This is a genomic window from Pedobacter montanisoli (assembly GCF_022809115.1).
GTDB classification, from domain to species: Bacteria; Bacteroidota; Bacteroidia; order Sphingobacteriales; family Sphingobacteriaceae; genus Pedobacter; species Pedobacter montanisoli.
Map to the genome: position 1 here is coordinate 1,036,957 of NZ_JALGBH010000002.1, position 20,433 is coordinate 1,057,389.

11 protein-coding genes and 1 tRNA gene are annotated in these 20,433 nt (G+C 36.6%); 7 read left to right on the forward strand and 5 right to left on the reverse strand.

What is annotated here, in order from left to right; genetic code table 11:
• Positions 1 to 333 precede the first annotated feature (333 nt).
• Entirely contained in the window at positions 334 to 1,053 is a 720-nt protein-coding gene (locus MMF97_RS12330) for a carboxypeptidase-like regulatory domain-containing protein (RefSeq protein ID WP_243362700.1), read from the forward strand.
• Between the two features lie 133 nt (positions 1,054 to 1,186).
• Here MMF97_RS12330 and MMF97_RS12335 read toward each other — a convergent pair whose 3' ends face one another.
• A complete protein-coding gene (locus MMF97_RS12335; protein ID WP_243362701.1) occupies positions 1,187 to 2,572 on the reverse strand; it encodes an Ig-like domain-containing protein in 1,386 nt (461 codons plus the stop codon).
• A 125-nt stretch (positions 2,573 to 2,697) separates the two neighbouring features.
• Here MMF97_RS12335 and MMF97_RS12340 point away from each other — a divergent pair, with 125 nt between their 5' ends.
• From MMF97_RS12340 to MMF97_RS12350, 3 genes are all read left to right on the forward strand, one after another.
• On the forward strand, positions 2,698 to 3,174 hold the full coding sequence (locus MMF97_RS12340) for a response regulator transcription factor (protein WP_243362703.1): 477 nt from the start codon (positions 2,698 to 2,700) through the stop codon (positions 3,172 to 3,174).
• 97 nt (positions 3,175 to 3,271) lie between these two features.
• Entirely contained in the window at positions 3,272 to 3,811 is a 540-nt protein-coding gene (locus MMF97_RS12345) for a DUF4199 domain-containing protein (RefSeq protein ID WP_243362705.1), read from the forward strand.
• A gap of 33 nt (positions 3,812 to 3,844) precedes the next feature.
• The gene (locus MMF97_RS12350) at positions 3,845 to 4,207 is read left to right on the forward strand and encodes a VOC family protein (RefSeq protein ID WP_243362706.1); all 363 of its coding nucleotides are present in this window, start codon (positions 3,845 to 3,847) and stop codon (positions 4,205 to 4,207) included.
• Between the two features lie 134 nt (positions 4,208 to 4,341).
• Here MMF97_RS12350 and MMF97_RS12355 read toward each other — a convergent pair.
• A tRNA-Ile gene (locus MMF97_RS12355) sits at positions 4,342 to 4,415 on the reverse strand.
• A gap of 66 nt (positions 4,416 to 4,481) precedes the next feature.
• On the opposite strand from MMF97_RS12355, the gene MMF97_RS12360 reads away from it, so the two are divergent.
• Positions 4,482 to 5,120, forward strand: a complete 639-nt coding sequence (locus tag MMF97_RS12360) for an HAD family hydrolase (protein ID WP_243362708.1) — start codon at positions 4,482 to 4,484, stop codon at positions 5,118 to 5,120.
• Between the two features lie 56 nt (positions 5,121 to 5,176).
• A complete protein-coding gene (locus MMF97_RS12365; RefSeq protein ID WP_243362710.1) occupies positions 5,177 to 5,491 on the forward strand; it encodes a DUF962 domain-containing protein in 315 nt (104 codons plus the stop codon).
• Between the two features lie 58 nt (positions 5,492 to 5,549).
• Here the strand turns inward: MMF97_RS12365 and MMF97_RS12370 are convergent, their stop codons facing one another.
• From MMF97_RS12370 to MMF97_RS12380, 3 genes are read right to left on the reverse strand one after another with little or no spacing between them, the layout of a single operon-like run.
• Entirely contained in the window at positions 5,550 to 7,556 is a 2,007-nt protein-coding gene (locus MMF97_RS12370) for an OmpA family protein (protein WP_243362712.1), read from the reverse strand.
• 12 nt (positions 7,557 to 7,568) lie between these two features.
• On the reverse strand, positions 7,569 to 8,561 hold the full coding sequence (locus MMF97_RS12375; protein WP_243362714.1) for a PorP/SprF family type IX secretion system membrane protein: 993 nt from the start codon (positions 8,559 to 8,561) through the stop codon (positions 7,569 to 7,571).
• Between the two features lie 47 nt (positions 8,562 to 8,608).
• Positions 8,609 to 17,389, reverse strand: a complete 8,781-nt coding sequence (locus tag MMF97_RS12380; RefSeq protein WP_243362716.1) for an Ig-like domain-containing protein — start codon at positions 17,387 to 17,389, stop codon at positions 8,609 to 8,611.
• Between the two features lie 476 nt (positions 17,390 to 17,865).
• Here MMF97_RS12380 and MMF97_RS12385 point away from each other — a divergent pair, with 476 nt between their 5' ends.
• On the forward strand, positions 17,866 to 20,367 hold the full coding sequence (locus tag MMF97_RS12385; RefSeq protein ID WP_243362717.1) for an NACHT domain-containing protein: 2,502 nt from the start codon (positions 17,866 to 17,868) through the stop codon (positions 20,365 to 20,367).
• Positions 20,368 to 20,433 lie beyond the last annotated feature (66 nt).

Below are 20,433 nucleotides of genomic sequence, written 5' to 3' on the forward strand. Positions count from 1 at the left end.
GCCATAATTATACGTCTTTAATAACAAGCTAAACTACTTGGCCTTTATTGAGTATTACAAAACAATTCTCAAATCAAGTCATTAATTATATTTTTTCATACTTATGACATCTATTTAAGGTCGTTAATCGATTCTATTTTATCTCTAAAATAGAGCGCTATACCTTTAAAAACTTCAAAGCAATTGTTACGAAACCGACATGAATACGCTCACAATTTGCTCCGATCGCCATTGAATGGTTGAAGGAAGCTTTAAAAAAATATTGAGCTCATGAACAAATCAAGCTTGCGAGTTCAGTAATACTTTAAAATAATGAACAATAATTTAATATAGATGAAAAAATATGTATTATTTACATTAGCCAGTATAATATTTTCAGCTAATGCCTGTAAAAAACCATCAAATTCAGGAGAAGAAAGAGGATATGCAACCGGAAAAGCAGTTGATAGTAAGGGAAAACCATTGGCAGGAGTAGAAGTAACGTTAGAAAACACTACTTTTCACGAGGGATACACCTCAACAACGGACAAAAGCGGTAATTACAAGATAAAATTGAGCAAAAATGGGGCTTATAGCGCATCGGCCTATATAGACAAAACGTTAAATAATATTGTATACCATCTTCCGCTACACACCAATGATAAAAATTATTTTAGTCAAGAGGGCGGAGTAGTAAATTTTGAACTGAAGCTTACCGGGCAAAAGCCTGAGGGCGGGCATTATGGCGGCGAAATTCAGGTTAGTGCAGATATCAATGATTTAAATCCTATTGAAGACCAAGAAAATATTGAACTTACACTAACTCCTCTTAGTAAATTAGTTGATGGAACTGAGGCCGCAGTGGTCAAACTAAACTTAACAAGAATTTCTCTTTATTATGGACTTGTTGATATTCCTATTGCGAGATACTCAGTTTCTGCAAAATACAAAGGCAGCGTGCTTAAATTAAAAATTAGAGACACCAATAATGCCTATCAAAATAATGTAACGGTTGATTTTCCTGCGGATATTTATAGCGGTGCTGTGGTAGGCTTATCCTATTCTAGAAATTAATTTTCATCAAATGTGTTGAACTGCGTAGAATTAATAAATATGCTATGCGGTTTACATAATAGACTTTTAATCAGAAATCGATAATTGGTGTATTAAAACCAGCATAGCCAAAAACAAGGACTTAAAGAAATAATTATTCTCTGGTTTTAAAGTCAATCAAATAAGTTTTAATACCTACTCCGTTTAAGTCTCTAAAACCTTTACCAACTAAGATCTGATAACGTTGATTAGGCTTTAGCGTGTCCAATTCAAACGTCACAGATTTACCATCTAGCGCAAAACTGATAAACGATTTAAGTACAAGTAAATAATCCTTTCCTAATGGTCCAAGTTCAAAGTTTCTATAACGCTTATCCATAGCTGTAGAAAAGTTTATGGTTATTTTAGAGGTATTGGGATCAACCAACTGCCCACTTTCAAAAGGAGAAACGCTTAAAACGACAGGTCGATTTTTCTCATACGTTTTCTTTAATACGGCCATCGGTGTTTTGAAAAAACCCGATTTATCAACATAAGCAAAAAGAGCCTTTTCATCATTGTAATCCAACTCTATCATCTCTTTAATTGCACGTTGCTTATCAGCGGCGTTTTTGTAATACTGTTCTGCAATGGCATATCCTATATAATAGCCCATATCCCGCTGTCCAAATTCGTTTGTTACATCGCTATACAACCAAAAACTGTAACTTTCGTTAAATAGTTGTTTGGCAAAAACCTGTTTCACTTTCTCTACGTTTTCTTTACCATATACAAATGCTGGTACTGTAGAATTGGTTTCCATAACTTTTTCTGCCATAAACTCTGCTACCCCCTCCATTACGCACTGGCCCAATAAATTATTAGCCTGTGTAGTTTTCTGTTGTGTATGCACATACTCATGAATATTGGTAAATACCAGATTGCCCAAATGCTCGTTTGACATTGCAATTTCACTTCCAATTAAAATCAAGCTGTCTGATGTGGTTCCTCCACTTCTAAAAGCACCAACCGTAAAATAAATTGTTGCCGGTTTCAATGCTGGATAAAGCTTTCTCAATTGTTCAACTTTTTGATCAATAGCTCCAGCATATTTATCCGCTTTCAACATATTTTCACGAATGGATTCAAAATATTTCTGACGTTGTTTAATCGCATCTATATACGATTTAGCCGTATAATTCCGGGCTTGCATCATAGCCTTTAAACCGGGTGTACCTTTTTCTAAAAAAAGCTTATTGAGCTGCTGATATTGTTGGGCGCTATCTTTTGTGGCAATGATCTGATCATAAGCCTCCCAAAAGTGATTGATGTCTGTTGTAATAAAATTGGAGAATTGTTTTTGCGCAAACGATAACTGAACAACAAACAACATGCTGATTAGAGAAAAAACAAAATATTTCATACCGATAAAAGACACATAAATTTTTAAGATGTGACAGGTGTACGTTTCTTTATTTGTAATTGAAAGATATTTCGAATAGGCTAAAATTGGCCAAGGAAAATTAAATGAACTTGTGCTGCGTTTTAACTTTAAGATCATAGAGAACCTAAACGCCTATGGTCATTTTTGTATCTTTAGTCAAAATTTAGTACTATTATATTGATTTTTAATCATTTGCCATATAAATTACACTCTTTCAATAATCCAAGGCGGATAAGTTTATGATGATTAGCAAAAATATATTTCTCAAAAATAAAACAAATATCATCTATGGAATTAGTTTGGCATTCCTGCTGATTTTTCTTAAATGGTTAGAGCTCCGGTTTATCATTTTCAATCATTCATATGAAATTTATATCGGACTTATCGCTATTTTTTTTACCGCTTTTGGAATTTGGCTTGCGCTGAAACTTTCAAAACCAAAAGTTGAAACCGTTATAGTGGAAAAAGAGGTTTACATTGGAAAACCTGAAAACTTTATCCAAAATACTTTTCTCATTTCTGAACTTGAATTGAGTAAAAGAGAACTAGAAGTTTTAGAGCTTTTAGCAAAAGGATACAGCAATCAGGAAATTGCAGCACAGCTTTTTGTATCGTTAAGCACCGTAAAAGCCCACAATCAAAATCTTTTTGAAAAATTAGAGGTTAAAAGAAGAATACAAGCGGTTGAAAAAGCCAAAAGACTAAAACTTATTGCTTAAATACTCATACTTTAGTATAAAATCACAAAAATAGCCGAAAGTATAATCAGTAATAATAGTGTTTTTCTCACTTTAGCATCAACAAATAATTTCAAAAATGAAAAAGAATATTCTCACACACGGATTGATTTCAGGCATAATCGTTTCGGTTATAATGCTGTTTTCAATGAATTATTACAGCTATTGCGAAGGCAGTGTAAACCAGAGTACAAGTATGCTCATTGGCTATGCTTCCATGCTCATCGCATTTTCAATGATTTTTGTGGGCATTCGCAATTACCGCGATAAATATAATGATGGTATCATCAGCTTTGGAAAAGCCTTTAAAATAGGGATTTTAATTGCGCTCATTGCTTCAACTATCTATGTTGTTTCGTGGTTGGTATGTTATTTTTTCTTTATGCCCGATTTTTTGGACAAATACAGTACCCGCGAAATTGAAAACATGAAAATAAACGGAGCAACAGCAGCGGAAATTGAGGTTAAAATAAAAGAAATGGCAAAATTTGCAACGATGTACAAAAATCCGTTCTTCAATGCAATGATGACCTATGCAGAAATTTTACCTGTAGGGTTGATCGTAACACTTATCAGTTCTTTGATTTTAAAAAGAAAGGCAAAAAACAGTGGGATGTGAATTAGTGATGTACAAAATTAAAAATATATAAAGATGGCCACATTATATCCTTTTATTCGAGTACCTGATGTTGCCATTGCAAAGTCTTGGTACGAAAGCATTGGATTTACTTGCATTGGTATTCATGAAGAACTTAGTTGCGGCTTGGATTGGGCAATGATGCAATGGGATGATGCCATATTTATGCTCTACCCTCAATTGGAGAATACAATTACAAATGCGAACAATTGCGGCTTATATTTTAACATGGACACCATAGAGGGATTGAAAGAAAAACTGGACGGCAAAGCCCGGATAATTGAAGTGGTTGAGGAAACGGAATATGGAAGAAAAGAAATAACATTCCATGACTGTTACGGTTTCCAGGTTACATTTTCCTGTGTTCAAACACCTTGACGCTAACTGTTGCCATAATCCTTGAAATTAGCACGCAAAAAGCTGTAACGTATTTGTAACGGTTTTACGTGGGGTAATCAGCATCAGAAAAATAAAAAACCGTCCTCAAATTTCTTTGTAGAACGGTTTTTTTGTGGGCCAAGCAGGGCTCGAACCTGCGACCAAAAGATTATGAGTCTTCTACTCTAACCAACTGAGCTATTGGCCCCGAAAACCCGATTAGGTTTTGCGAGTGCAATGTTACATATTTGCAACGAATTTTGAAAGCACTTACATGAAAAAATTTAAAAATATTATCATGGATTATGGCAATGTAATCTTTGCCATTGATTTTAACCGTACCCAAGAAGCTCTTACTCAAATAGGTATACAGAACGTAAATGAGTTCTTTGCGCACAAAGGACACCACCCTGTTTTTGATAATTTTGAAACGGGAGAGATCAGTACAACCCAATTCAGGGAAGAAATCAGAAAAATTGCTCAAAATTCAGCACTTACAGATGCTCAAATTGATGCAGCATGGAACAGTTTATTAATTGGTGTGCCTACTGCTGCCAACCATGATGTTCTTCTTGATCTTAAAAATAATTACAGAACATTTCTGTTGAGCAATAACAACGAAATTCATTACAACTGGATATTGGATTACCTACAAAAAGAGTTTAATCTGGAAAACTATAACGATTTTTTCGAGAAAGCTTATTTTTCACATTTAATGGGTATGCGAAAACCCCATGCAAAGATCTTTGAAAAAGTAATTGCAGATAATAACCTGGATGTGAATGAAACGCTTTTTATAGACGACAGTCCGCAGCATTTGGCCGGAGCGCAAAAAGCAGGTTTAAACACACTATTAATGAATGTTCATCCTAAAGATCTTAGTGCTTTTCTTAAAGACAACGGGCTTCTGTAAATTTTGGAACTCAGGAAATTATTGTTAATTTATATTACTCTTTTAAATTAGAGATTATGGCAGATAAGAAATATAAATCACTGAAAGAATTTTATCCGTTTTATTTAAGCGAACATCAGAATTTTACCAGTCGTATTTTACATTTTATAGGTACTGGTTTGGTTATTTTAGCTTTACTGGCTGGGCTGTTATTTCATGATGCAATTTTTTTAGTAGCCATCCCCTTTTTAGGTTATGGTTTTGCCTGGGTGGGACATTTTTTCTTTGAGAAAAACAAACCGGCTACTTTTCAGTATCCTTTATATAGTTTAGCCAGCGATTTTATCTTATTCTGGGATCTGCTAAACGGCAAACAGCCTTTTAAAGTTTAAGGCATTAAAAAGGGCTGTACCTAAGTACAACCCTGTGGCCGTAAACCTAAACTATTAACTAATTTTGTCGGGTAACCTTAAACTCTGTTCTTCTGTTTAAGGCTCTTCCCTGAGGATTATCTTTACCGTTTGGCAATTGATTTGGTGCAACAGGTTTGGTAAAGCCATATCCTTTCCAGGTCATTCTTTTATCATCTATTCCTTTTTCAATCAGGTAATCAACGCAAGATTTTGCACGTCTGTCTGAAAGATTAAGGTTGTATGCTGCGGTACCAATATTATCTGTATGGGCACTCAGTTCTATATCTATTTTAGGGTTATCTATCATGATCTGGTACAGGCTATCTAAAGTATGTTTAGACTGCGATGTGAGTTCTGCGCTATTGAATTCATAAAAAACATTATTCAATACAATAGGCTTATTAATTTCAAAAGGTTCCAGACATAAATTGATGTTTAACAGGGTATCAACCTGAAGCAGCTGATTGTAGTTATAAGCTACGTTTTTGGCAAAAAATTTATCTTTGCTGATGTTGATCTGCAAGCCTCTGTTATCGTTGATTTTAAAGTGGTAATTTCCATTGGCATCAGATAAAACAGTTTTCTGCATATCCCCTATTTTTAAAGTTACGCTGGCGCCTTCAATAGGTTTTTCATTTTTGCTACAATCTACCAGCCTGCCGTTAATATTGATATAACCTCTGGCAAAATAGAACAGTTCCAGACAACATAGAGATTCTCTGTCTGAGCTGATATAACCTTCTTTACCTTCATCATCCATAGCAGTAAAATACAGATCGTCTTTAGCAGAATTAAACGGATAACCCATATTTGCAGGTTCCTCCCAATTTACAAAGTCGCCTTCAGATTCGTAAAAATCAAAACCGCCTAAACCAATTCTGCCGTTGCTGCTAAAAATAAGTGCTTTTCTGCCTATCTGGTAATACGGGGCCTCTTCATCATCTTTAGAGTTGATTTTGGCGCCGAAATTTATGGCATTTCCTACGCTACCATCTGGTCTTAAAAGCGCATACCACAAATCATAACCTCCGTATCCACCTGGTCTGTCTGAGGCAAAAAGCAGATATTTGCCATCTCTGGTTATGCTGGGCTGAATAGAGTTAAATCCGTTCACATTAATTTCGCCACCTATAGATCTTGGTTCGGTCCACTCGCCGTTAACTTTCTTACTAATTAAAATGCTTTTCTTTTTATCATCTTTGTTAATCCAGCCGGTTAGCAACATAAAATCGCCATTAGGGTGTATGGTGTTTGCCGCAAACTCCATCTTTTTATCAAGCTCCAGTTTTTTAAAACTTACATTATCATTTTTAGGATTGTTATCTGTTAAAGTATAAAGCGTGTTTACATAAGGGCTTTCTTTCTTCATAATCTTAACCACTCCTTTGCCCTTATCTAATACCTGATTTTTACCGGGTTCTTCTAAACGTCTTGATGAGGTAAAGTAAAAATTTGATTTATCATATACCGGAGCATAATTTGAGCCTTCGCCATTCATGGTATTGGTTAATTTAGATATCCTGAACATTTTAGGATATTTCATCTCATTCATGGCAAATTTGCATGATTCGATCTCCATTCTGGCCTTTTGGGCAAGTTCGTCTTTATTTTTATAGTTTTTCAGGAATTGTTCAAGTGCCGTGATGGCTTCTGCATATTTAAAATTAGCCCTTAAACACTCCCCATACCAGAAGCCGCTGGTTTCATATTTGGGATTAGAAAACTGTGTAGCTATAGCGTACCATTTCTCGGCATCGGTAAAGTTTTTATACAGCCTTAAAGAAGTTGCCAGTTGAAATACAGCATATTCATAGTCATCTTTTTTAAGTTTGGCTTCCTTAATTCTCGTTTCAAAACTATAGGGAACTTTAAAGCCCAGACTATCAGGCGAGATCTGAAGCATTTTTTTATAATACTCTGCTGCTGCGTAATATTCCTTGTTCTGGAAATAAACATCAGCAATTCTTTTATTACTTACACTAACCTGCGCTTTTAACGAAAAACACAGACAGATTAAAATGAGCGTAGTTTTTAACACTTTCATATCAACTTATATTTAGAGTCTCGGACAAAAGAAATTAGGACCTATTATTCCTCTTCGACTGTTGAATGATATAGACAATTCTAAGCCTCCTTTACTGCCCGTTGCTTTGTTTAGGCTTGAAGTATTAAAATCATAACTTACACCAAACACCATGTTTTTGAGATGAAAGCCTAAAAATGCGATGGCTGCATCATCTACCCTGTAATTAGAACCGAAAAGGAGGTCTGATTCTGCATTGAGCATCATCTGTGCATAAGCACCCACGGATATTTCTCTGGCCGAACCTTGCTTTAGGTATAAAGCGTTAGGGGTTAAATCAAAGATATCAGACAATTTGATTCTTACACCTCCGTGACCGGTAAAACGCATGGGTGTTTTTGCATTTCCATCCAAAAATTTATCTTTAGGACGATTGATATGCGCTACGGCAGCTCCGGCAAAAACGTTTACATCTTTATCTGCAGCATCAAAAAACATTACACCACTATTGATATCTAATGCGGTGTAATTTTCGGCAGCAAAACCTTCATCCATTTGCATCGCACCGTCATAGCCCATCATTACATTATACTGACTGCCTAAGGTAATTTTAGAGATATCAAAACTTTTATTGATGATACCAGCCTGCAAACCAAAATTGATAATTTTATCGCCATCCTGCCCTAACCTGATTCTATATGCTGCCGACCCCAAAGCGTTTAGCTGGTTATAGCTGATGCTTCCGGCCCGTTGATTGATGATAATTGCACCAAAAGAGAGATTTTTTTTAGGTGCTGTATCAAAAGAAGCTCCTACCGTAAAAAAGCCATTATCCAGGTTACTCCATTGTTGCTTAAAGTTAATATTAGCTCTGAAAGTGCCTTCAATTACTCCGGTTAAAGCAGGGTTTAACCAGATTGGGTTAGCATAATATTGCGAGAAGTGAGGATCTACCTGAGATTTTACCTGCTGAGTAAGATTACTAAAGAACAGGGTTAATACGGTTATTATCGTTAATTTTTTCATGGATATCGTTTTAATTTAAACCATCTTACAATTGTACATTTTACAGGTTAGCGCAGCAGCGTTATGGTTCCTTTCAGTTTTTTACTGCTTCCATTCTCAAACGTAACCTCTATGTAGTAAACATAGGCTCCGTTTGGCTGTGCTTTTCCTTTATGTGTACCATCCCAGCCGGTAAGGATAGACTGCGATTCAAACAGTAATTGTCCCCATTGATTGTAAACTTTCATTGTGAATTTGGAGATAGAATTACCATAAGCATAAAAGATGTCATTCTTACCGTCGTTGTTAGGTGTAAAGGTGTTAGGTATGTACAGATCGTTTAAGAAAGGATCTGGTGTTTTTGCATCAGGCGTAATTGAATTGGCACTGGTTTCGCAATCTTTACTACCTAAAGCCCTAACTACAATACTTATTTTTTGTCCTGGTTTTAATCCACTGGCCAAATACTCTGTTGCGGTAACATTAACCCAGTTTACACCTCCGTTTATTGAAACATCATAGGATAGTGCTCCCGTAACAGCATTCCATTTAAACAGGATACTGTTTTGCGTTATGGTTGATACCGTAACCACAGGTGCTGTTAAAGCTGTTCTTACATCAACACTTACAGGTGTTCTCATTAAGCTCACACACCCACCGGTTGAAGAAACGCTTTCTACATAGAAAGTAGTTTTTTGGGTAATTGCAGGTGTAGTAAAGGCTACTCCCTGGTAAACAGGAGTTCCGCCCGTAGCAACGGTGTACCATCTGTAAGTAATATTCGCTACCGGATTTTCAACTGTTAAAATGGCTGATGAACCTGAACATACCGATGGATCTGTTACTTTAATACTTGCCGGTGCAGCAGGTGCCTGTACCATTTTCACATCTACTCTAGTTCGTACAGCTGAGATACAATTGCCGCTTTGCGCTTCAATATAATATACCTGATCGGTACTTACTACAGGGGTGGTAAAGGTTGTACCTGTATATATTGGTGTGCCACCCGTAGCCACAGTGTACCAATTATAAACCACTGTATTATCAGGGTTAATTACGGATAAAGATGCCGAAGTGCCTTCGCAGGTAGAAACACTGCTTGCTGCAACCATAGGGTTTAACGGAATAGTATTAACCGTTACAGAAACTTTTACAAAGGCAGTTGGACTACTACAGCCTAATGTGCCCACTGCTCTTACATAATAATCTGTTGATGCAGTTAATACCTGCGTGGTGTAAGTTGTGCCTTTATTAACCAGGTTATTGCCCTGAGGATCGCTGTACCATTCATAGTCAACACCTGTTTCAGGATTTTCAATACTTAAGGTTGTAGCACCCGAACCACAAAGTGTTGTTCCGGTTTTAGCTAACTGAGGTAGTTTTGGCAATGCTTTAACAGAAATCGTTACACTTTGTACATCTGATGCAGCATTCTCACACCTGTTGTCGCCTTTTACAGTTACATAATAAGTTTTATCTGCAGTTAATGCTGGTGTTTTAAATACTGCTCCTGTACCCGCTATTGAAGTTAAAGCAGCATTATCATACCATGTAAACACAGGGTTTACAACACCATTATTAGCCGATGCAGTAAGCGTGGTTGAGTTGTTTGTACAGGTTATTGTAGTTCCGGTTATGGTCACATCAGCCGCAACAGCTACCTGATTAACTTTTACGGTAACTACTTTTGCATCAACAGCAAGAGATTCGCATTTATTATCACCTTGTACAGTTACGTAATAGGTCTTTGTAGCATTTAAGCTTGGCGTACTAAAGTTTGCTCCGGTATATACCAGGTTGCTCAGATCAGGTTTATCGTACCATTTAAATACCGGATTTTGTATGGTTGTACTGCTTGCGGTTAAAGAAACGCTTCCTTGTCCGCAAATGCTTGGTGCGGCAGATACCGAAAGATCAGAAGTACCGGCATAAGGTTTAACTTTTATTTGAACAACCTTAGCTTCCTGTGCACTGCTTTCGCATCTGTCGTCGCCTTTTACAGTTACATAATAAGTTTTATCTGCAGTTACCGGTAAAGTGGTAAATGAAGCACCTACATATTCTGCATGGGTTAAGGCAGCATCACTGTACCAGGTAAATACCGGATTAGTTACTGTAGTACTGCTTGCGGTTAAGGTAACCGGCGAGTTTAAACATGCGTTTGTATTGCCTGCAACCTGAATATCGCTGGCTAAACCTAAAGGATTTACCATTAATACAATTTTGGTACGGGCTGTATTAGAAGAACAGTTATTGGCATTTACAGCTTCTACATAAAATTCATGAATACCATCTGCTAAATTTACAGGTGTAGTGTAAGTACTGCTGTTTAAGATCAGTGGTTTTCCGTTAGAATCATACCAGTTATAACTGATGTTAGGATCTTGTTGTACACCTAACTGAACCGATACTCCATAGCAGGTTTGCGCAGGATTGCCAGCTAAGGCAATTGGTGCAACCGGTGCAGGTAAAATCGTTACCACCACTTTTGTTGGTGCACTTTCACATCCGTTTGCAAAGGCAGTTACATAAAAATTATAGGTGCCCGGTGCAAGGTTTGAAGGCGTTGAAAAGGTTACACCATCTTTTCCGGTCTGATAAGCATTTTCAAGATACCATTTGTAAACCGTACCCGCTACCGGATTTTTAACATTTAAAATTGCTGTTGTGCCTTCACATGCGCTTAGAGAAGTGGCCTCTACCTGAGGTGCAGAACCTGAGCGCTGAACATAATTCACATCTAATGAGGTAAGTAAGCTTACCAAACCTGAGTTAAGCCTGATTTCTACTCCATCAAATTGTTTTTTAGGTACAAAAGTGATGACACCTCCGCTATTATCGCTCAACAGTTCAACATGGATTAACGGATTGTTGGCAAATATTTCATCTTGATTGCTAGTTGCCCCGCTATAAGTTAAAACACTTATTGCAGGCATTACAGAAGCCGATAACAGTTTTCCCGGAGAGCTGATACTGATTTTAACCGTATCACCAACATTAGATAGTGTTTTAAAGCCTACTCTCTGATAAACATAAGTATTTAAAGCACCTACTGCTATAGATAAGGTTCCGGCAGTTTTAATATTGTTATCTATTATATTTTGTGCGTTATATACATAACCTAAATTTAGTAATGAAGCGTTTGAATTGCCCAGATCTTCTGTGGCAGTTCCACAAGGTGTTGTTTCAGGGTTTCCGCCAGGAATTACCGTAATGGTTACTGATGTTCTCAAAGAAACACAACCGCCACCACCTGTTACTTCTGCATAATAGGTTTTTGTACCTGTTAACGGAGGTGTTGAGAAGGTAGGACCTTCATATAAAGCTACGCCTCCTACTGGTACATCGTACCATTTTATAACTGCATTGGCATCGCCCGAAGTAGCTCTTAACACCGCTCCTGAATTTTCTACAACAATAGCTGCAGAAGGAGTAATTACAGGTGGATCAAGCAGACCTACTTTAACTTCAATCTGAGTTCTTGGCGAAACAGCACAATTATCAACAGCTTCTACTTTGTAAAACTGACTGGTAAGACTGCTAAAGTTCTGAATAACATAACTGGTACCATCTGCCAGATAAACATCATTATTATCGTACCATTTATAGGTTAAGTCTGGTTTTGGATCTTTTACTTTTAATTCTACATTACTTCCTGTACATACGCTAATTGAAGGCGAAAATACATCCGGAGCTACAGGAGCTGTAGTTACTTTAATATTGATCAGTGTTTTTCCGCTCTCGCAACCCGATCCAGATGAGGCAGTTACATAAAATTTAGTATCAGATCCTATCGTTCCGGTTACAAAAGTATCGCCGTCTTTACCGGTCTGGTAAGTTCCAGATGCATCATACCATTTATAAACCAGATTTGCTTTAGGGTCTTTTACTTTTAAGGTGGCAGTTTGGTTTAAACATACGGTTTCATCGGCCGCTAATACCTCTGGTACCTGTGTAATATGTCTTCCATAGTTTAAGTTAATTACATTTAATGCCCCTACAGCACCACCGTTCAGTCTGATTTCTATCCCATCAAAAGATTTAGTTGGCACATAAGTAATTAACGCTGCCGAATTTCCACTTAATAGTTCCAGTTTGATCAAACTATTATTCAGGCTTAACATATCATTGTTAGATACACCTTGCAGTAAAGATGAAATCTGAATATTGCCTAATAAATTAAGCGACAACAGTTTTCCTGGTGAGCTGATCATGACTTTAACTGTATCGCCCACATTTCCTGTGCTTGGGAAAGAAAGTTGCTGATAAACATATCCGCCCAATAAACCTACAGGAAGATAAAGAGTAGATGCTGTCGATACATCATCATCTATAGCCAATTGGGCATTAGCAACACCTGCCAACAAGGCCACAGTACCTCCAACTCCGTTGCTTTGTGCGGTTGCGCCTTCGCAAGGAACCGGGTTAGCACTTCCGCCATTAACAGTGATCTTAATCTCTACTCTGTTTGCAGATACACAACCCGATGTTAATGATCTGGTTTCCACAAAATATGAGGTAGTACTGTTTAAAGGAGGCGTTACAAAAGTTTCACCGGTATAAATTGGTGTGGCCGAATTACTTGAACTAAACCATCTGAATTCAACATCTGTATCTGTAGAAGAAGCTGTTAATACGACTGTTTGTCCTGCATTTACCGAAGAAACAGATGCCTGAACCTGAGGTATAGCCGGTAGCGGATTTACCGTAACATTAACAACAGCTCTGCTTGCACTGATACAACTCAGCTGAGCGGCTTCAACATAATACGTTTTGTTAGCTGTTAAGTTATTTACAGTATAAATTGAACCCGTATAAACAGGTGTTCCGCCTGTAACTACAGTGTACCAGTTGTATGTAATTGCCGGATCTGCATTGTTAACCGCTAATGAAACGTTAGAGCCCGAACATGATGAAACGTTTGCACTGATATCTGGAACCTGTAATAAAGGCACTACTTTCACCTGTACCGGAATGCGTTCGGTATCTGAGCAATTATCTCTCGTTAACTGAATATAATAAGTAGTTGAACTTGTTAACTGAGGTGTTTCATAAGTATTTCCTGTTGCCAATATGGTTCCACCTGTTGCAGCGCTGTACCAGGTTACCTGTGTACCTCCAACCGGTACTGCATTTAAGGTAGTTTTAGAATTGTAGCAGATGGCCTGCTCATTTCCGGTAATAGCAGGTTTGGGATATTTGATCTCTGCACCATAAATATCAAGGCTGGTTAATGCGCTAACTAGAGCTCTGAATCTTATTTCTACTCTGTCAAAATCGGCTCCTGCTGCAAATGTTGCTGTAAAACGATTTCCAGATAGTAGTTTTAGAGTAATAAGAGAAGAATTCAATGCATAGCTTTTAACTACTATATTGCCTTTCATTATGTTAATCGTAACAGAGTTCAATGCATCTAGATCCAACAAGCCAACCGGAGTAGCTAAATCTAGTTTAATACTGTCGGTTGCCAGTCCTGTTGATTGAAACATTAATCTCTGGTAACCCGTAGCTACTACACCTACAGGCAAACTGATACGGGTAAAATTATTTTTATCTGCATCTACAGCGTTTCCTGGTCCCTGAATGTTACATAACAAACAAAGTACGCTTTCTACACCACTTATCTGGTTATTTGCTGCATTACAGTTTGGATTATTGGTAATATTAACCACCTCTACTTTAACCGGGGTTCTTACCGCACTTTTACAACCACTGGCATTAACCGTTTCTACGTAAAATGTGGTTGTAGCAGTTAACGGAGGCGTAACAAATTCTTCTCCCGTTCCTAAAACATTACCTCCGGTTTCGGTATTATACCAGTTAATGGTATCGCCGGCGCTTGCGTTTACTTTAAGTGTAATACTTTGGTTGTTGTTAACCGTTGGGTTATTGGTAATCAGCACAGCCTGAGCAGGCAGTTCATTAACACTTACCTGAACTGCTGTACGGGTGCTTACTCCTGTGCCAGATACGGCTTCAACATAGAAAGTTGTATTGGCATTGATCGGGCTGGTTACAAACGTACCATTATTGTTAGTAGCCAAAGGTGTGTTTCCCGATGGCCCGTACCAATTATAGGTTACATTGTTTTGTGTATTGCTTACAGTTAAAGTAGCAGCCGAACCTTTACAAATTATGACATCTGCTACTACAGGACTTCCAACATTTACCTTTACATTGTAATCAGTAACGGCAATATTATTATTTGCATCAGTTACTTTAATTGAAAAGGTAAAGTTTCCGCCTAATGTAGGTGTACCGGTGATTGCTCTGGTTGTAGTATTGAAATTAAAACCAGGAGGTAAATTAATGGCTTGGTAGATGTAGGGCCCCGTACCACCGGTTACAGATGGAAGAATTTGTGCAGGATAGCTGCTACCTAATAAACCGTCGGGCAGGCTGGCCGTTGCCAAAGACAATACACCAATAACTTTTACAGTATAGGTATTTGTTATTGTTCTTCCTTCGGCATCGGTTGCAGTCAGTTTAATATTATAGTTTCCTGATTGAGTTGGCGTTCCGGTTATCTCTCTGGTTGTAGCATTAAATGCCAGACCTGGAGGTAAATTGCTTGCAGCATAGGTGTATGGTCCTACCCCTCCGCTTGCAGATGGAAGCGTTTGTTTGATATAAACGGCTCCTACGGTTCCATCAGCCAAATTCATATTAGGTAAAGCCAGTGGGTCTAAAACACGGATCGTATAATTTGTGGTTACATTATTACCTTTGGCATCAGTAACTTTAACCGCAACGGTATAGTTACCGGCTGTAGTTGGTGTTCCTGTTATTTCTCTGGTTGTGGCATTAAATGATAAGCCCGGAGGTAAATTGCTGGCGCTATAGGTATATGGAACATACCCGCCTTCAGCCGCTGGGATAATTTGTTTAGGATAAGACAGGCCTACCGTTCCGTCAGCTAAATTTGTACCCGGTAAAATCAGCGGATCTTTGATTACTACGGTATAATCCATTGAGGTTTTGTTACCATCGGCATCAGCAACATTTACTGTAATGGTATAGGTTCCTGCGGTAGTAGGATTTCCGGATATATCTCTCGTGGTAGCATTAAAGCTTAAACCCGGAGGCAGATTAGTAACTGTATAAGTATATGGTGCACTTCCGCCCACAGCAGATGGTATGTTTAGTGTACTATAATTTACACCAACAGTACCATCCGGGAGCGGCGAACCAGAAATTGTCAGTTTATCAGTAATTTTTAGTGTGTGGGATAAGACTACTGAACACCCTTTATTGTCAGTAGCGATTAAATTAAAGTTATAAACTCCTGAAGCTGTGGGAACTCCTCCTAGCAACCCTGAAGTACTTAAAGACAATCCCGGCGGTAAACTTGAACCTGTATTTACAGCATAGGTATAGCCTGTTGTTCCACCTGTAGCTGCGTTTAACTGAATCGAATAAGCAGAACCTACCGAACCGTTTAACAAAGTGGTAAGTACCCATTCCATTTTTGGATTAACGTTCACTTTTATAGGTACCCGTACCGATTCTGATGTACAGTTAATTTTTCTCGCTGCTACATAGTAAGTTTTATTTGCCGTTAGTACATCTGTGGTATAACCTTCATTGTACGCTGTTACTTTTAAAGGCGTACCTCCGCTAACGTTTTCATACCAGATTAGCTCATTGGCACTGTCGGTAGTGGCCGATAATTGCACGGTGCTTGAATAACAAGTATTCAGATTATTGGATTGAGGTGCTATAAATTTAGGTCGCGGTGCAGACCTTGTTACTTCATATACCCTAAGGGTCTGGGTTACGGTACCATCTAATAATGATGAAAGCGTGATGCTAACTCTATCGAAATTATTATTTATGATAAAAGGAATCGTTACAGGAACATTACTATTCAGCAAACCCAATAAATCAAGATTTAAAACAGAGCTTAAGGTCTGGTTATAAACTAAATTGGCCCCGTTAAAAGCTTCTACCCTTATATTATTGAATAACCCAAGATTAACCAGTGCTGGGTTTATACCTAGTGTAATGTTTAATTCATCCTGTGTGTTTGAAAGGGTATTAAAATAAACATTTTGGTTTATAGATCCAGCAACACCAAGCATACCTAAACTAATTTCTGAATAGGTATTCATATTACCATCAATAGCATTCTGCAGATTGGTAACGCCTGCTTTTCCTACCCCCAGTACATCTAAAGTAAGTCCGGTGCCATCATAATCTGTTGCAAACGGTGGATCGCAGATGCCTGTTCCCGAATAATAGAAAGCATTGTAAACTTTCATATTATTGCTTGTTCCCAATAATAACGCTGAGGTTACATCTCTTATAAAAACAGATTGATAAGCCTTATCTGGCGTTATAGCAATATAATAATTGCCCGATTTATCGGTTACCAATTTAACATCTGTTAATGAGAAACCATTGATGCTATTACGCGTAAAGATTTCATTGCCATTACTCTCTTTTGCACCAACCTCAAAATAGTGATTGCCCAATACCAATCCTCCAACCAGTTTAGATAAGAGATTGCCGAGACTTCCTCCCAACAAGGCATCCAAAGCACTTTTATCAAAATCTATCTTAATAAAAGAAGTTTTGTTAGCCTGAATGACCGAATTGTATTTGAGTTCCAAGTATCCGTTATATGCGCCTATGTTAACAGCAACTCCTCCATATGAATTCAACTGGGCAAATTCATTATTATCTAACGTTGCTTTGGTATCGTTAGTAACATGACTGCTGGATGAGACTGAAGTTGCTAAAACTTTTGTTTGCGCATACGAAACAATAGAAATAAGCGTTAATAGAAAGGTAAGGAAATAAAAAACCAAACACTTTGTTGATTTTGAATGAATAGAGGTTAATTCCATAAGCCAATGATTTAGATTATCGCATTGTACAACGCAATAATAACCACCCAAAAACCTTTTATCCCCGTTCAATTCATTCAATAAAAAAATAGTGAACATTCAGATTGTTCAATTTATCCAAAGGCTTAATATTTCATTCAATATTTCTTTTTGTTAAAATTATTTTCGTATTTTTTCACTTACTAATTAATACTAAAATTTAAAACCACATTCAAAAACTACCTACTCTTATGAAAACCAGACCTTTTCCGCACAAGAAAACATAAGCAACTATCAAAACAAATTACATGAAAGTTTACTTTAGCAGCTAGCACTATAAGCTCTAAAGCAAGCTTATTGTATGCTCCTATATGCATAGTTCTTATCTACTCAAAGTGTTTTTGTAAATTAAAACCTCGTATATATGTTTATTTAGAAATCACAAAATCTATTTAATGTCTCAAAAAGCTACCTTAGAAAAAATTAAAACTCTTATTTTGGAAAAAACCAGAATAGAGAATATCAGTCCATCAGACTGTAAAGTGATTTCTCATTTTATTCACAGAGAAACACAAAAAACAATAAGTGAAACTACTTTAAAGCGTTTGTTTGGCTTTGCCGAAACCAAAAGTAAGTTTTCTGCTTATACGGTTAACACGCTACTCGAATACAGCCAGAAGCCTGTTGATAGTTTAAAAACCACCCATAATGAGGTATTAAATACCTTAAAAGACGAAGAATGCTTACAAATAATGTATGGCAACGCTTTACAAGCTACGAGAAATACGGTTAACCATATCAAGAACCGGAGTACGATACCTTTCGAATTTACAGTTTCACGTTCTTTCATACCTTTCGATTTTGAATACTTCTATTCAAGCAATTATGCCTATACCTGCTTTACTTCGCAGGCAGGATATGGAAAAAGCATTATGCTTACCCATTTGGTAGAACAGTTCTTTTTGAATGAAGAGGCAAAGTATAAAAATGATATTGTTTTATTTTTGAACGCCATTGATATTTTCAACAGTCAGTTTGAATATATTAATATTGAGGATAGAATAAAACAGAAATTGGGCATTAACGCTCAAATCAACCTCAGAGATTATTTCTTGCAGAAGAATAAAATTTGTGGCACCAAGCTTATTATCATTATTGATGATTTTCCTGAGCTGGCCATCAGCAAAATCTCTAAAGTTATTGTATTTGATAAACTGATCAATCTTATTTCAAGCGTAGGCGACGGCAATCATATTAAGCTGATTTATAGCATGCGTTCTACCATGTGGAACAGGTTTTACGACAGGATTAAGAATATTCCCTTTTTAAAGAACAGTTGGTTTTCTGGTAGTTATTTTAACCTGAAAGACCATTCTAATATGCCGCCGCTCACAACCGATGAGATTAATGAAGTTTTAAAGCGCATGTATCCTGCCACTTACCATAAGATTGATGAAGAATTAAAATCTAAGTTAAAATTTCCTTTTTACCTGCATTGGTATTATCAGCTCAACGAAGAACTGCCTGAGTTTGGTTCTTTTACCAAAATTATCTTTTTGGAGATCATAGACCGATTTATTCAGGAGAAAATATATTTATCTAAATACGCTGCCGAGAAAATATTCATCTGCAAAAAGATTGTTCAGCTTACGCGTTATAAAGAGTATAACCGTTATGTTTTAAAATCTGAACTAATCAAAGATATCTCAGTTTTTAAAAATGCTTATATAGAACTTTTATCTGATGGAATTTTAACCGAAGAAAAAGAACATCATGATGGTTTTACAATGGATTTTGTAAAATTTGTTCATCCGCAATTTTTTGATCATTTTCTTTTCGTTGATCTGCTAGATGATGCAGATAATAAGATAAATGAAGATTTTTTCACAAAAATAGCTAAAGAATATTTTGATGATCAGGTGAAATTAGACCTGTTAAGATGGAGTATAAAATATGCCATAAACCGCAATTTACTTGGCAGTCTTAATTATATATTTAATTTAAAACTAAGTATCCATGATAAGAATTACCTTATTTACTTTATCTCTAAAAACCTCATCTATAAGAAAGTAAAAGAACCTCAATTTTTTAACAATTTAAATAAAGAAGGTTTTCACGAAACCATAAAAACCCGTTTAACTCATTTCGATTTTGCCGATTCTTATTATAAAGAAGCTGTTGCAGCTCTAATTAAACTATCTGATAACAACGAAGATACTTTATTGTATCATTCTATACTGGCTATAAGTGATTGCTTAAGTTTAGACAAAGAACTCATTACAAAACGTTTGCAGCAAATGCATAAATTCTCCAAAGAGGCAAAATTGTGGGGAGTTAATCTCATAGAATTGTTGAGGTTGGTTTATTTTAAAATTACAGGAGAATTTGTCTATTCTAACGAAACACTGATCAAAATAGAAAATTTTAAGCAGGGCGAAAGGGTATTTTATAAAAGTACTGATGAACTGCCTACAAATGAACAGATGGTAATTTTTGTAATGTTCTCTATTGTAAATGTATTTTATGGAAACAATAAAGAAGCCATCCAGATTGTGAACGCCATGATAACGCATTTTCCAAAATCTGTTCAGATCAATAAACCTTATGCAAATTATATTTTCACCACTTTAGTTTATTTTAAATCAAAAGCTCCTCATGGTGCCAAGACTGAGGCTATGGAAAAAATAAAGTCAAGATTATTTGCTTATCAGGCAACAAAAAATACTATTCCATTTATTCAATCTATTTTTCTGGCCGCACAGGCTTACCAATGCAAAAATGATAAAGATTACAACTGTGCTTTAATCTATGCGCAACGATGTCTGGAAATTTTTAAGCGCAACAACCTTATTGTAAACCAAATCTGCATTCTTAATTTATTGATCAATATTTATCAGGAACTTAATGAGCAGGAAATAAAAACAGAATATATTAACGAAAAATTAAGTATTTTAGAACAAAGAAAGATAGCTCCTTCCCTATTTCATTTTATAGCATAAAGCAAATACCTATAATTATTCTCTATGTGTGTATAGGTAAAATCAGTTTGATAGATCCCGGTATTA